The 13,706-nt window shown below is 67.3% G+C and carries 11 protein-coding genes; 5 read left to right on the top strand and 6 right to left on the bottom strand.

From position 1 onward, the window contains the following. Positions 1-219: 219 nt before the first annotated feature. From FHT19_RS16730 to FHT19_RS16715, 4 genes are read right to left on the bottom strand one after another with little or no spacing between them, the layout of a single operon-like run. The gene (locus FHT19_RS16730) at positions 220-1,479 is read right to left on the bottom strand and encodes a TolC family outer membrane protein (protein ID WP_169475985.1); all 1,260 of its coding nucleotides are present in this window, start codon (positions 1,477-1,479) and stop codon (positions 220-222) included. Next, a complete protein-coding gene (locus tag FHT19_RS16725) occupies positions 1,472-3,889 on the bottom strand; it encodes an FtsX-like permease family protein (RefSeq protein WP_169475984.1) in 2,418 nt (805 codons plus the stop codon). Before FHT19_RS16725 ends, FHT19_RS16730 begins: the two co-directional genes overlap by 8 nt. Positions 3,890-3,901: 12 nt before the next feature. Then, positions 3,902-4,582, bottom strand: a complete 681-nt coding sequence (locus tag FHT19_RS16720; protein ID WP_211184994.1) for an ABC transporter ATP-binding protein — start codon at positions 4,580-4,582, stop codon at positions 3,902-3,904. A 14-nt stretch (positions 4,583-4,596) separates the two neighbouring features. After that, positions 4,597-5,832 carry an HlyD family efflux transporter periplasmic adaptor subunit gene (locus tag FHT19_RS16715; protein ID WP_169475983.1) on the bottom strand — a complete coding sequence of 412 codons (1,236 nt, stop codon included), beginning with the start codon at positions 5,830-5,832 and terminating at the stop codon, positions 4,597-4,599. Between the two features lie 157 nt (positions 5,833-5,989). Between FHT19_RS16715 and FHT19_RS16710 the strand changes: the two genes are divergently transcribed. From FHT19_RS16710 to FHT19_RS16690, 5 genes are all read left to right on the top strand, one after another. Next, complete coding sequence (locus FHT19_RS16710; protein WP_169475982.1) at positions 5,990-7,261, top strand: response regulator; 1,272 nt, start codon at positions 5,990-5,992, stop codon at positions 7,259-7,261. Then, positions 7,251-8,402, top strand: a complete 1,152-nt coding sequence (locus FHT19_RS16705) for a HAMP domain-containing sensor histidine kinase (protein ID WP_169475981.1) — start codon at positions 7,251-7,253, stop codon at positions 8,400-8,402. Before FHT19_RS16710 ends, FHT19_RS16705 begins: the two co-directional genes overlap by 11 nt. Positions 8,403-8,574: 172 nt before the next feature. After that, on the top strand, positions 8,575-10,086 hold the full coding sequence (locus tag FHT19_RS16700) for a tryptophan halogenase family protein (protein WP_169475980.1): 1,512 nt from the start codon (positions 8,575-8,577) through the stop codon (positions 10,084-10,086). After that, entirely contained in the window at positions 10,083-11,468 is a 1,386-nt protein-coding gene (locus FHT19_RS16695) for a putative 2OG-Fe(II) oxygenase (protein ID WP_169475979.1), read from the top strand. Before FHT19_RS16700 ends, FHT19_RS16695 begins: the two co-directional genes overlap by 4 nt. 86 nt (positions 11,469-11,554) lie before the next feature. After that, positions 11,555-12,019, top strand: coding sequence for a GNAT family N-acetyltransferase (locus FHT19_RS16690; RefSeq protein ID WP_169475978.1), 465 nt, complete (start codon positions 11,555-11,557; stop codon positions 12,017-12,019). A gap of 35 nt (positions 12,020-12,054) precedes the next feature. Here FHT19_RS16690 and FHT19_RS16685 read toward each other — a convergent pair whose 3' ends face one another. Both FHT19_RS16685 and mltG read right to left on the bottom strand, forming a co-directional pair. Further along, on the bottom strand, positions 12,055-12,579 hold the full coding sequence (locus FHT19_RS16685) for a 2'-5' RNA ligase family protein (RefSeq protein ID WP_248290514.1): 525 nt from the start codon (positions 12,577-12,579) through the stop codon (positions 12,055-12,057). A 120-nt stretch (positions 12,580-12,699) separates the two neighbouring features. After that, complete coding sequence (gene mltG, locus FHT19_RS16680) at positions 12,700-13,683, bottom strand: endolytic transglycosylase MltG (protein ID WP_168556757.1); 984 nt, start codon at positions 13,681-13,683, stop codon at positions 12,700-12,702. Between the last annotated feature and the right edge of the window lie 23 nt (positions 13,684-13,706).

The following is a 13,706-nucleotide window of genomic DNA, read 5'->3' as shown; positions in this document are numbered from 1 at the left end:
TCAGCACGGCAACTGTATTACGCATGCAAAGCAGCTAGCGAGATCGACGGTCGGCAGCAACCTGGCTTGTTCCGGTCCCTCGTTTTGGCAGACGTGGCACCCAAAAGAACGCGCCATCGCCAGTTTGGCTGCGGCCAACGAGGCGGGAGGGACCATCGAAGCCAGAACAGGGACCAATTCCGATCCGGGTAAAACACCTGCAACGCAGCTGGGTGCGCTTCATGGGCCTGGTATCGCATCATGATCGAGGTGCCCGGTGGCGCGCAACAAGGCGGCTTGGGCAATGATCGTGTCGCTGCGGTTGCGCGCCAGGGCGAGCTGGGCGGAGCGCAGGCTTTCATCGGCAACGAGAATGTCGAGCGTCGAGCGCAGGTCGAAGCCATATTCGGCCCTGACGCCGCCCAGGGCAAGATTGGCTGCATCCACGCCCGCCTGGTTGGCGGTCATCTGCGCCTTGGCACCGGAAAGCGCGGCCCAGGCGGCATCGGTGGAGCGGGTCGCCTCGCGGCCGGCGGCGGCGGCATCGAACATGGTGGCGCGGTGCTGGGCCTGTGCCTGGCGCACTTGCGATGCCACCAGCCCACCGGTCAGAAGCGGTACGTGCAGGGTCAACCCCACATTCGCGGCACGCAGGAAACTGCCTGGCCCCGCCCCGCCGATGCCCACGTCATAGCCATAGCCGCCGCCGAGCGACACCGTTGGCGCGCCGCCTGCGCGCGCCTGCTGGATCCGGGCGCCGGCCGCATCGGCGGCGCGCAGGCTCTGCTGGTAGAGCGGGTTGGCGTCCAGGGCGTCCGCACGCGCCTGCTCCAGCGTGGCCGGTAGCGGGCCGAGCGCGGCTGGCGGTGCCAGCGCGCCGGGATCATGACCAACCACCGCGCGATAATCGGCCGCGGCCCCATCAAGCTTGGCCTGGGCCGCGGCAAGCGTTGCGCCGGCGCTGGCACGTTGGGCCTCCAACTGGGCGACATCGGTGCGGGTGGCCTTGCCCAGGCGATAGCGGGCCTGCGCCTCTGCCACCTGATGATCGAGCAGTGCGATATCGGCCTTGCCGATTTCGACGGCCTGCTGGTCATAAAGTAGTTCGGCATAGACGCCGACGACTTGCGTAAGCAGCCCCGCTTCGGCATCGCGCAGCCCCTCTTGGCCGGCGGCCACATCGCGATCAGCTGCGCGCACGCCCGACGCAATGCGGCCACCGGTCCAGATTGGCAGGCTGGCCGAAACGGTGCCTCCCGCGCCGCGATCATAATCGAACCGGTCATAGCCTGCCGCGCCATCGGCAGCGGCGGTGATCCGCCCGGCCGCCCGGGCCTGTTCGGGCGTTTCGGCCAGCGCATCCTGCCGCGCGCGCGCAGCGGCAAGGGTCGGATTGCCGAGATAGGCCGCCTCGACTGCATCGCGGAGCGTCTCGGCCGCAGCCGGGGGCGATGCCAGCACCGTGGCCAGCGCGGCGGCAACCAGCATCGACTTATTCATGATGCAGCGCCCAGGCCGGGGTTGCCCGCGATGCCCGCAGGGATTGGGCAAGCACCGTGACCACCGCTATGCCCAGCGCCAGCAGCGTCGCGGCCACGAAATAGAGTGGCGAGAGCGCAATGCGATCGCTGAAGCCGGCCAGCCAATGCCGCATGGCAACCCATGCCAGCGGCCAGGCAATCACATTGGCCATCAGCACGGGACGCAGGAACTGGCCCACCAGCAGCCTGACGATATCGCGGGACGAGGCGCCGAGTGCCTTGCGAATGCCGATTTCCTTCACCCGCCGCGAGGTGTTGAACGAGGCGAGCCCCCACAGCCCGACGCAGCCGATCAGGACGGCGAGGACCGATCCGATGGTGAAGAGATTGGCCGCGTGGTCATCGGCAGCAAACAGCTTGGCAAGGTCCTGATCGGCCGGTGCGGCGTCGAACGGCACTTCGGGTGCGATCTTGCGCCAGGTGGCGCGCACCGCGTCCATCGCGGCATCCATGGGGCCGGCATAGCGCACGGTGATGACCGGCGCGCCGAGGTAGCGGCTCCAATAGGTGTAATACGTGGCGTCCATCGGCACGTGCGGCGAGAAAAAGCGCATGTCGTCGACCACGCCGATGATCGTGCGCGGGCGCCCCTTGCCAACTGTCTTGCCGACCGCATCCTGTGCGGAGCGGAAGCCGAGCATGGGAACGGCGGTGCGGTTGATCACGATGGCGCGGTTTTCGGTTCCCTTGGTGCCATTGGAATCGTCGGTCCCGTGGCGATCATCAAACAGGCGGCCGGCCACCACCCGCGCGCCATATGTGGTGAAGAAGTTGCGGCCCACGACGATCTCGCGCAGCGATGGGCCTTCGCCGGGGCGGCCCGGTATCTCGATATTGTTGGCGTTGTTGTTGCCAAAGCCGCCAGCGGCGGTATCGGCCATTGCCACCGAACGGATCATGGGCAGCCCGCCAATGGCGTCGCGCATGGTGCTCTGCTGCCCCTCGCTCAGCCCGGCGCCGCTCTTGATCACGATCAGCCCGTCGCGGGCAAAGCCGAGATCGGCCTGCCGCAGATGGCGCGTCTGTGCCACCAGCACGAAGGTGCCGATGATGAATGCGGTGGCGAGGGTGAACTGGAAGACGACGAGCATTTCGCGCAGCCTGGCGCCGGTGCGGCCACCGCCGGGCGAACGCGCCGATGCCAGGACGGCTGCGGCCGGGAAACGGGAAAGCAGCACCGCCGGATAGAGGCCAGCGCCCATCCCGACGACAATCGCCAGCACCACTAGCGCGGGCACGACCAGGGCATAGGGGATAGACAGGGTGAGCCCGGCCGCGGCATTCACCAGCGGCAGGCCCAGTTCTGCCAGCGCCAGCGCCAATAACGCGGCAAGCGCGGTGGTGAGGATCGCCTCTCCGGCAAACTGGCGCACCAGCGTGCCACGGCTGGCGCCCAGCACTTTGCGCATCGCCACTTCGCGGGCGCGCAAGCCGGCGCGGGCCGTGGCCAGGTTCACGTAGTTGACGATCGCGATCAGCAGGGTGAGCACGCCGACAATGCCCAGCGTCACGATCGTCTGGCGCACGCTGGCCATTTCGCGGCCAGCCGGGGTGAGATGGTGATCGGCAAGCGGCAGCAGCGTGAGCTGCATCGTCTTGTCGGCGTTGGCGCCCAGATCGGCGGTGCCATGGCGGACGACGAACGCCGGCATCCTGGCGGCAAAGGCCTTGGCCGCAGCTGGGTCGGGAAAGCGCAGGTAGGTGTTTACGGATGTGCTGCCCCAACGATACCACCAGTCTTCATTGCCCTGCGGCGCCCCCTTGGGAATGCGGGTCAGCATCGTGAACTTGAGATCGGTATTGCGGGGCAGCGGAGCGAATACCCCCGCAACGCGATAGGGCGCGGTTCCTGCGCCGATGTTGAGCGTAAGGGTCTGCCCCACCGGATCGGTGGTGCCAAAGTATTTGTGCGCGATATTGGCATCGATCAGCACGTTGGACGGCGCGGCCAGCGCGCGTGCGCCATCGCCTTGCAGCATCGTCAGATCAAACAGGTCGAAAAACTGCGAGTCGACCCAGGCGAGATCCTCGGCCGTGCCGATGCCGCCGCGCAGCACCGTGGCCCCCACATTGTTGATGCGGGTGCCCGAAAGCCCGGGAAAATCGGCCTGCATTTCCTCCAGCAGGCCGCCCATCGTGTTGGGATAGGCGCCGTTGAACGGGCTGTCGGGCATGTTCCACACCGTCTGCACCAGATAGACCTGATTATGTCGGGGCAACCACGTCTCGTAGCTCGTCTCGAACCGCACATAGAGGCCAAGCACCAGGAACACGGCGATGCCGATGGCCAGGCCACCGATGTTGAGCGCGGCATAGAGCCGGTGGCGGGTGAGCGAGCGATAGAGGGTGAGGAAAGCAAAGCGGTTCATCGGCGTGCCTCCTCAGATCGCACGGGCCAGCGAGGCGACGATGCGCCCGTCGAGCATGTTGATCCGCCGCCGCGCGATGTCGGCATGGCTGGGCGAGTGCGTCACCATGATGATCGTTGCGCCTTCGGCATTGAGGCTGGTGAGGATGTCCATCACCTGCTGGCCGTTTTCGGTATCGAGGTTGCCGGTCGGCTCGTCGGCCAGGATCAGCTTCGGTTCGCCGACGATGGCGCGCGCGATGGCGGCGCGCTGTTGTTGCCCGCCGGAAAGCTGGTGCGGAAAGTGTCGTGCGCGGTGCGATACGCCGACGCGGTCCATCGCGGCGGCAACGCGGGCCTTGCGATCGCCGCCGCTGTCCTGGCGATAGATCAGGCCCAGTTCGACATTTTCGGCAATCGTCAACTCGTCGATCAGGTTGAAGCTCTGGAACACGAAGCCCAGCGTCATCGCGCGAAAGCGGGCAAGCTCGGCTTCATTCAGCGCCACCAGGTCGCGATCGCCAAACAGATAGCGGCCTGCCGTGGGCCGATCGACCGTGCCCAGCGTGTTGAGAAGGGTGGATTTGCCGCAACCGGAAGGCCCCATGATCGCGACGAATTCGCCCGCTGCAACCTCCAGGTTGATGTCGGCAAGCGCGGTCGTCTCCACATCGTCGGAAACGTAGCGGCGCTGGATATTCTCTAGGCGGATCATCAGGAGCCCTTCGGTCAGCGGAGGTTGAGGATATCGCCCGTGATGGACGATGTGTTGGAGGTTACGATGCGGTCTCCCGCAGCCAGGCCCGAAAGGATTTCCACCTGTTCGGGGTTGCGCCGGCCAACCTTGATTGCACGGCGCCGGGCATGGCGGCCATCGGCGTCGATCACGAAGGCAGAGGTGCCGCCGCCGCTGTCCAGCCAGCCGCCCACCGGGGCCACCAGCGCGCTGCTGGTGGCGCCCAGGGTGGCGCGAATATCCATGGTCTGCCCGCGATTGAGGCCTTGCGGCGCCTGGCCCTGAAAGCCCAGTTCGATGTGGAAGCGGCCGTTGGCCACTGCGGGCAGGACCTTGGTGATCACCAGGCCGATGCCCGCCTCGCCTTTGGCCTGCTGGCCCACCGCGACACGGCCGAGATAGTATTCGTCCACATCGGCAACGAGTTTCCACGCGCCTTCGCTATCGACCTGGGCCACGTGATCGCCAGCCTTGAGCGTCTGCCCGGGCTGGATGACCAAGTTGCCGAGACGGCCGGTGACCGGCGCGCGCACCACCAGCGCATCCAGCCCGGCGCGCACGGCAGCCAGGTTGCCGGTCAACCGCGCGCGGGTATCGGCCAGGCGCGAGGCCTGGACCCCGGCAGTGCGGTCTTCACGGTCCTGCCCGGTGCGCAGCTGGCCCAGGCGCTTGCGCTGATAATCGGCCTCTTCCTGATAGCTTTTGACGCCTTCGTCGGAAACGAAGCCCTGATCGTGCAATTGCTGGCGGATCGACAGATCGCGGCGCGCCTTGAGCAGGTCGTAGTTGGCCGATGCGGTTTGCGCCGCCCGATCCAGACGACTGCGTTCGAGGGACAATTCGTCACCGGTCAAGGTGCCGAGCTGGCTGGCGATCTCCGCCTCGCGGGTGAGAACGTCCAGCTTGAGCGTGGGATTGACCAGCGTGGCCAGCGGCTGGCCCGCATTCACCCAGGCGCCGTCCTGCACCAACAGCTTTTCCACCTGCCCGCCCGACAGGGTATCGACCAGCGTGGTGACCTTCGGAGCGACCGACGCACGGATCGGCAGATAGTCTTCGAACGGCGCCCGCGCGACAGGGCCCGTCTCGATCGTGGCTGCCGCAATGTCGGTCGATCCGGCCGCGGGCAGCAATCGCCAGGCGAGCCCTGCCGCCAGCACGATGGCCACGCCGCCGGCCACCCAGCGCCAGCGGCGGCCAAGGCGGGGCCGCGTGATGGGGCGGTCCATGCCCGCGCCATGGTTGCGCGGTGATTCGGGAGATGCTCCGTTGCTCATGCGGACAGTATCGCAAAGTCTGGAGATTTGGACTAATTCACTGCTAATAAACAATAAATCAGGTTTGTCTGGACAAGCAGGTTTGCGATATCGCACACACTGTCCGGAAATGGACACTTCCCCACGCCCGTCAACCGCTCCCCGCGTTCTGCTGATCGACGACGATCGCGATGTGCACCAGGCCGTATCCGTCCTCTTTGCCAGGGCCGGTATCGATCTGATCAGCGCCATGCAGCCGGAAGGCGCCTATTCGGCGCTGGAACTGGCGCCGGCCGATGCCATCCTGCTGGATCTCAATTTCACGCGCGGCCGCACCCATGGCGAGGAGGGCTTTGCCGCGCTGGCCCGGCTCCTGGGGGATGATCCGGATGCAGCGGTGGTGGTGATCACCGGGCACAGCGGCATTCGCATCGCCGTAGCCGCGATGCAGGCCGGGGCGATCGATTTCGTCATGAAACCCTGGCGCAACGAGGAACTGCTCGAACGCGTGCGCGCCGCGATCGCGCATCGCCATCGACGCCAGGAAATCGCGGCACTGCGGCAGCATGATGGCGCATTGGCCGATCCGCCGCGCCTGCTGGGCGCCAGCGAGGCGATGGAACTGGTGCGCGATCTGATCCGGCGTGTCGGGCCGACGACGGCCAATGTGCTGATCCTTGGCCCGGCCGGTTCGGGCCGCAGCCTGGCCAGCCGGGCGATCCATCATGCATCGGCGCGCGCGGCGGGCGAACTGGTGACTCTCGACGCGCGCGCCGCGGCCGACGTGCATGACGATGTCGCCGGCGCCGATATCGTGCGCGCGGCAGGTGGCACGCTGCTGCTGCGCCATGTCGATCGGCTGAAAGAGGTGTCGCAGGGGCGCCTGCTTGCCCGCCTGCCCGGCGATGTCCGCATCATCGCCACGGCGCAGACGGCCGAGCCGTTGTTGCCGGCGCTGCGGGCCAGGGTCGGTACGGTAGACATCGCACTGCCCCCGCTGGCGCGGCGTGGCGGCGATGCGCTGCTGCTCGCCCGCCACTTTGCCCGCGCGGCCGAACGCCGCCATGGCCGGCCGGTGCTGGGCTTTACACCCGAAGCAGAGGCGGCAATCGCCGTGGCCCACTGGAGCGATGACGTGCGCGGGCTGGCCCAGGCGGTGGAGCGCGCAGTGGTGCTGGGCGATGGCGGCCTGATCGGCGAGGCGGATCTGGGCCTTGGTCAACCCCTTGCCGAAAAGCCGGCCGGCGCGCCGGTTGCTTCCAGCCTCAGCCTGGAAGAGAGCGAGCGCACGCTGGTTGCTGCCGCGCTCAAGCGGCACGGGTTCAATGTCAGCCGTGCCGCCGATGAATTGGGCTTGAGCCGCGCCGCGCTCTATCGCCGGATGGCCAAGCATGGGCTTTAGCAGCGTCAAAACCGCGCTTCCGGCGCAAGTGCTGCTGTTCGGCTGTGGCGCTGCCACCGTGGCGGCCTGGAACGGCGGCTTTTACGCCTGCTTCGTGCTGGTGCTGCTGCTGGGCTTCTGGCTGGCAACGCTATCCCTGCTGCGGGCCATCCCGCCGCGCCCGCTGCCCGAACGGCAGGTGGCACGCGCCGATGGCGATGCAGATCGCGCAGTCTTGCGCGCGGTGCTGGACCAGGCGCCCACGCCCCTGTTGAGCGTGGAGCGCAGCGGCCGCGTCCGCGCGCTCAACCGGGCGGCGCGCACAGTGTTCGGCATCGCAGATGTGCTGGTCGATGTGCCCGATGCCTTGCGCCACAGCGCGCCGCGCCTGCGCTATGCCGGGCGGGCTTATCGCGTCGACCGGATCGAGGCGCATGACGCGGGCGCTGCGCGCACCATCCTGGCACTGATCGACATCGAAAGCGAAGAGCGCATTGCCGAGGCGCGGGCCACGCGCGAACTGCTCGAAGTGTTGAGCCACGAGGTGATGAACGCGCTGACCCCGATTGCCTCGCTCGCCGAAAGTGCGCTGGCGACATTGGATGATGCGCCGCCTCCGGTTGGGCTCCTGCGCGACATGATCGGTACCCTGTCCCGCCGTGCCGACGGGCTGCTGCATTTTACCCAGGCCTATCGCCAGTTGGCCCGGCTTCCCGAACCGTCGCTGGCGCCCACCGCGCTCGACCTGCTGTTCGACGATCTGCGCCGCATGTTTGCCGCGCGCTGGGCGGGCCGTGTCACCTTGCTGGCCGATGCCCCGCCAGACGGGATGGTGGTGATGGACCGCGACCAGATCGGCCAGGCACTGTGGGCCTTGCTCCAGAACGGCGCAGAGGCAGCGCTGGACGGGGCAAGCGCGCCGCAAGTCCACCTTTCCGCGCGGCTGGACGATCGCGTGTCGCTGCGCGTGGCAGACAATGGGGCGGGCGTGGCGGATGAGGCGCGCTCGCGGATATTCCATCCGTTTTACACGACCAAGACGGAGGGCAGCGGCGTCGGCCTCAGCCTCGCACGACAGATCGCCCGTGCCCATGGCGGCGATTTGTGCCTGATGCCCGGCAAGGGCGCGGTGTTCGAACTGTCGCTTCCCAGCCACCTCTAGCGCGCGTTCGCCAACGGCGATTGCCCAGGCCGTCAAGGGCGAGCATGGTGACTTCATCTGTCAGGCGGCAGCGGCGGTAGAACTGCGTGCAGCGCCTCCCTGCACGAAAGCGTGCTTTGCGCGACCTGCAATTGATTGTAGGATCAGCAGGCCCAGGGAGGGGACAAAGACAATGGATGATCGCAAGATCCGCAAGGTATTGATTGTCGGCGGTGGTTCTGCCGGTTGGATGACCGCCGCGATGCTTTCGCACGCGCTCACGCGCGATTGCGCGATCACGCTGGTGGAAAGCGAGGAAATCGGTACGATCGGGGTGGGCGAGGCGACCATTCCGCCGATCCGCATGTTCAACCAGACCCTGGGCATCGACGAACGCGAATTCCTGGCGCGCACCAAGGGCAGTTTCAAGCTGGGGATCGAATTCGTTGGCTGGGGCGCGGAAAACTCGCGCTATTTCCATCCTTTTGGCCCCTATGGCCGCAATTTCGATATGGTGCCGATGCACCAATACTGGCTGCGCGCGCAGGCCGAGGGCGAGACCGCGCCGCTCGACGAGCATGCCATGGCCTGGCACCTGGCGCGCGCGGGCCGCTTTGCCCACCCCTCCCCCGATCCGCGCAACGTGATGAGCACGTTCGATTATGCCTATCACTTCGACGCCGGGCTCTATGCCCGCTTCCTGCGCGAGCGGGCAGAGGCGGCCGGCGTCACGCGGGTGGAAGGCAAGATTGCCGATGTGACGCTCGATGGGCAGACCGGCTTTGTCGAGGCGGTGACGCTGGAAGACGGGCGACGGGTGGAGGCGGAACTGTTCATCGATTGCTCGGGCTTTCGCGGGCTGTTGATCGAAGGCGCGCTCAAGACCGGGTACGACGATTGGTCGCACTGGCTGCCCTGCGACCGTGCCGTGGCGATGCCCTGCGCGCATCCCGCTACAGACCCCAATCCTCCCCCCTACACGCGATCGACCGCACGCGCGGCAGGGTGGCAGTGGCGCATTCCGCTGCAACACCGCATCGGCAACGGCTATGTCTTTTGCAGCGCGTTCCTGGACGAGGACCGCGCGGCGCAGGACCTGGCGGCGAACCTGGACGGCAAAGCGCTGGGCGATCCGCGCGCGGTGCGGTTCCAGGCCGGGCGGCGCAAGCAGCACTGGAACCGCAACGTGATTGCCGTGGGGCTGTCCTCCGGCTTTCTCGAACCCTTGGAATCGACCTCGATCCACCTGATCCAGGCCAATATTTCCAAGATCCTGGCGCTGTTTCCCGACAAGGACTTCGATCCGGCCACACGCGATGAATTCAATCGCATCGCCCATGGCGAGATGGAGCGCATCCGCGATTTCATCATCCTGCATTACAAGCTGACGCAGCGGCAGGATGCGGAGCTGTGGCGCCATGTCGCGGCGATGGACATTCCCGATACCCTGGCCTTGAAAATCGAGCATTTCCGCCGCCATGGCCGGCTGATCGCGCGTGAGCTGGACCTGTTTGCCCCGCCATCGTGGCTGGCGGTGCACATCGGCCAGAACAACCTGCCCAAGGGCCACGACCCGCTGCTCGACTATCGCACGGCCGATGGCCGGGCCTGGCTCGCCAAGCTGCGCGGGGCGATGGCGAGCGAGGCGGCGCGCGTGCCGCTGCATGGCGCGGTCCTCGCGCAATTGACGCCGCAGGCAGCATGAGCGCGGGCGCGCAGGCCTGGCTAGACCGGGCCCGCGCCCTGCGCGCACGGCAGGACATGGTGGGCGCCGAAGCGGCCCTGGCCCAGGCGCACATGCTGGCGAAAGGCGACATGCAGATCGCCTTTCTGCATGCGCAGGCGCGCTACGAACTGGGGCACCGCGCCGCGCAACTCTTTGCCCACGTATGCCGGCAATGGCCCGATCATCTCGATGCGCAACGCAACCACGCCCTGGCCCTGGCGAGCGAAGGCCATGTGCCTGCCGCCCTGGCCGCGCTGGAAGCCGCGCTGGCCCGCCACCCCACCTGGGCCGAGGGGCACCGCGTGCTGGGCTCGCTGCGCTGGGTGAGCGGGGAAACCCAGGGCTTTGACGTCAGCTTTGCCCGCGCCGCCCGCGCGCATCCTGCCCATGCGCCGCTGTGGCTGGGTTGGTTTGCCGCCGTGGCCCAAGTGCGCGACTGGCCGCGCGCCACCGAGATCCTGAATGAAGCAGAGCGGCGTCTGGGCGCCCTGCCCGCCCTGGCCCAGGCGCGGGTGTTCCTGGCCGGCGAAAGCGGCGACGCGGCGCTGATGGCCCGCATTCTGGCCCAAGGCAACCTGGCGGCGAGCCCGCTGGTAACCATCGCGCGCATCCGCCAGTCCCTGCGCGAGGGCGCGCCCGATGCCGCGCTGGCGCTCGCACTCCCGCTGACGCAGCAGGCGCCCGGCTCCCCCGTTGCAGGACAAGCCTGGCCCTATGTTTCCACCTGCTGGCGCCTGCTGGGCGATCCACGCGCGGACTGGCTGGACGGCGACCCCGCGTTCGTGCACAGCGTGGACGTGGGGCTTTCCACCGTGGAGTTGGGCGAACTGGCCGATCTACTGCGCGCCTTGCACAGCATGCAATTGCCGTACCCCGAACAATCGGTGCGCGGCGGCACGCAGACCGATCGCAGCGTGCTGCTGCGCCACGAAGCCCCCCTCGCCCGCGCACGGGAAGCGCTGCTGGCGGCCACGCACGATTACCTGCGCGCCCTCCCCCCGCCCGATCCGGCTCATCCGCTGCTTTCCCGCCCGCGCGCGACCGTGCGGATCAGTGGCAGTTGGTCGGTGCGGCTGCACGGAAAGGGTTTCAACGTCACCCATGCGCATCCGCTGGGCTGGATCAGCAGCGCATTTTACTTGGCGCTGCCCGATCCTGCGGCCAACGCCGCACCCGATGCCGGCCACTTTCACTATGGCGCGCCGCCAGAAGAACTTGGGCTGGGCCTGGCGCCTTACGGCACGATTGCGCCGGCGGTGGGGCACCTCGTCCTGTTCCCCTCCACGCTGTGGCACGGCACCGTCCCGTTCGAAGCGGGCGAGCGGCTCAACATTGCCTTCGATGTGGTGCCGGGCATGTAATTGACGCGCCGCGCGGGAGCAGATTTCATCCCGGGCAGACCGCCTGGCCCTATTGCAACCACAATTGTGTTCGAGAAAATCGTTCCATGACAACCATCAGGCACGCCCAGTTCCCGGCCGACACTGCTGTGGTGCTGGATATCTGGCGAGAGTATGTCGCCAGTCCCACTGTCAGCCTCGACTATCAGGGAAACGAGGCGGAGTTTGCGAACCTGCCCGGCAAGTATGCGGCGCCGGAAGGATGTGTGCTGCTGGTGGATCGCAACGACGCGATAGACGGGTGTATCGCATATCGGGGGGTCGGTGCCGAAATTTGCGAGATGAAACGACTGTATGTCCGTCCCCGCGCACGCGGTCAGGATCTCGGCCGAAAGCTGGTGGGCCGATTGATCGACGAAGCCCGCACCGCCGGCTATCTTGAGATGAGGCTGGACGTGTTGGCGGAGTTCGCGTCCGCGCGCCAGTTATACGAAACCTTCGGCTTCGTTCCGGCGGAACCCGTATCGTACAACCCGATCCCCGGCACGGCCTTTCTTGGCCTGCGCTTATAACCTATCGATCCCAATCCCAGGCTCATCCCGTCCCGCTACCGCCCGCGAAAGGTCCATTGGGCTTGGGTTTGCCAGGTGCCGCCACCCTCGGGGAGACGTTGCAGGCTGTGCAGGTCAAGGCCGGCGAAGGCGAAGGGCTCGCCCTGGAACCGCCCCGCCAGCGCCGCCTGGAGTGCACGCACCTTACGGCGGGGGACCTTGTTCTGGATGGTCACGTGGAAACGCGGCGTGCCTTGGTCGGCCAGACCCAGCAGCCCATGCAGCGCCTGCGACAGATCGGCATGCACCGCTTCCAGCGCCGGGCTGTGGACGGCGACCGCCGTGCCGGTGCCCAGGTCTACCAGTCCGGCAAGCTGCGCCGCCGGCGGCCGTGTCATGGCGCAAAGCCGCGCGACCAGGCGGTGCACTTCCCCCAGGGACGAGGGCGGCAGGGCGTGGAACAGGGTGACATGGGCAGGCACGTGGTTGCGCTCGGGCGGGTAGTGCGCGCGGCGCAGGCCCTGCATCTGGCCAAAAAGCGCGGCGGGGAGCCGGGCGGTGAGGACCAGAGGCCCGCTCACCCGATGCACCCTGCCGCGCGGGAGAAATCGGAACAGCCGGAACGAGGCGCAAGCGCTTCACGCGGCAAATCCGTAAAACTCCCTATGGCGTGATACCGGGTTGCCGACGGCAAGACCAGCTTACAGATCGCCACGCGCGCGGCGGATGGCAAACCACTTGGCGACGTTGGCATTGTGCTGCTCCAGCGTATCGGCAAACACGTGGCCGCCGGTGCCATCGGCGACCATGAACAGCGCCTCGGTCTTGGCCGGGTGCAGCACCGCCTCGATCGAGGCGCGGCCCGGATTGGTGATCGGCCCCTTGGGCAGGCCGGTCATCGCATAGGTGTTGTAGTCGTTGACCGCCTGGATTTCCGACTGGCGGATGCGGCGGCCCAGCGGCTTGCCGCGCGTGATCGGATAGATGATCGTGGGATCGGCCTGCAGCAGCATGCCCTTGCGCAGGCGGTTGGAATAGAGGCCGGCCACCATCCGGCGCTCGGTGGGCTTGCCGGTTTCCTTTTCCACGATGGAGGCCAGGATCAGCGCCTCTTGCGGGGTCTTGGCCACGGTATCCGGGCTGCGCTGGGCCCACAATTCGGCCAGCGTCTTGGTCATCGCCGCCTGCATCCGCGCCAGTACCGCCTTGCGCGGCTCGCCCCGCCGGATTTCATAGCTGTCGGGCAGGACAGTGCCTTCCTCGGGCACGTCCACCGCACCGGTCAGCAGCGGCTGGGCCATCAGGCGTTCCTGCACCATGATCGCCGGCATGCCTTCGGGCACGGTCACCAGGCGGCGGAGCGTGCCCTGCTCGCCCTGCAGGATCTTCAGGATCGTCGATCCGCTGGCATGGGCGGGCAGGCTGAATTCGCCGGCCTTGATCGGTGCCTTGTCGCCCAGCAGGCGCGCCCTCGCGCGGAACGTGGTGGCCGAGGCCACCGCGCCTTCGGCTTCCAGCTTGTCGGCAATCGAGCCCACGCTGGCGCCATCGGGCACGACGAACGCGGCGTCCTTGGCCAGCGGGCCGGGGCCATACCAGCCCCACAGGAAATGCGTGCCCCAGGCCGCCGCCAGGAGCAGCACGCCCAGGATGACCAGCCGGACCTTACCGATACGGGCAATCATGGGCGCGCGCTTCCTTGGTTTGC

Source organism: Novosphingobium sp. SG919 (genome assembly GCF_012932495.1).
Classification (GTDB): Bacteria; Pseudomonadota; Alphaproteobacteria; order Sphingomonadales; family Sphingomonadaceae; genus Novosphingobium; species Novosphingobium rhizosphaerae.
The sequence above is the reverse complement of the archived record's forward strand: the minus strand, read 5'-3'. Positions and strand labels throughout refer to the sequence as shown.

Excerpts from the sequence above, each read along its gene's own strand:
- FHT19_RS16730 (WP_169475985.1), bottom strand. The coding sequence starts at position 1,479 with ATGAATAAGTCGATGCTGGTTGCCGCCGCGCTGGCCACGGTGCTGGCA.
- FHT19_RS16725 (WP_169475984.1), bottom strand. The coding sequence starts at position 3,889 with ATGAACCGCTTTGCTTTCCTCACCCTCTATCGCTCGCTCACCCGCCAC.
- FHT19_RS16720 (WP_211184994.1), bottom strand. The coding sequence starts at position 4,582 with ATGATCCGCCTAGAGAATATCCAGCGCCGCTACGTTTCCGACGATGTG.
- FHT19_RS16715 (WP_169475983.1), bottom strand. The coding sequence starts at position 5,832 with ATGGACCGCCCCATCACGCGGCCCCGCCTTGGCCGCCGCTGGCGCTGG.
- FHT19_RS16710 (WP_169475982.1), top strand. The coding sequence starts at position 5,990 with ATGGACACTTCCCCACGCCCGTCAACCGCTCCCCGCGTTCTGCTGATC.
- FHT19_RS16705 (WP_169475981.1), top strand. The coding sequence starts at position 7,251 with ATGGGCTTTAGCAGCGTCAAAACCGCGCTTCCGGCGCAAGTGCTGCTG.
- FHT19_RS16700 (WP_169475980.1), top strand. The coding sequence starts at position 8,575 with ATGGATGATCGCAAGATCCGCAAGGTATTGATTGTCGGCGGTGGTTCT.
- FHT19_RS16695 (WP_169475979.1), top strand. The coding sequence starts at position 10,083 with ATGAGCGCGGGCGCGCAGGCCTGGCTAGACCGGGCCCGCGCCCTGCGC.
- FHT19_RS16690 (WP_169475978.1), top strand. The coding sequence starts at position 11,555 with ATGACAACCATCAGGCACGCCCAGTTCCCGGCCGACACTGCTGTGGTG.
- mltG (WP_168556757.1), bottom strand. The coding sequence starts at position 13,683 with ATGATTGCCCGTATCGGTAAGGTCCGGCTGGTCATCCTGGGCGTGCTG.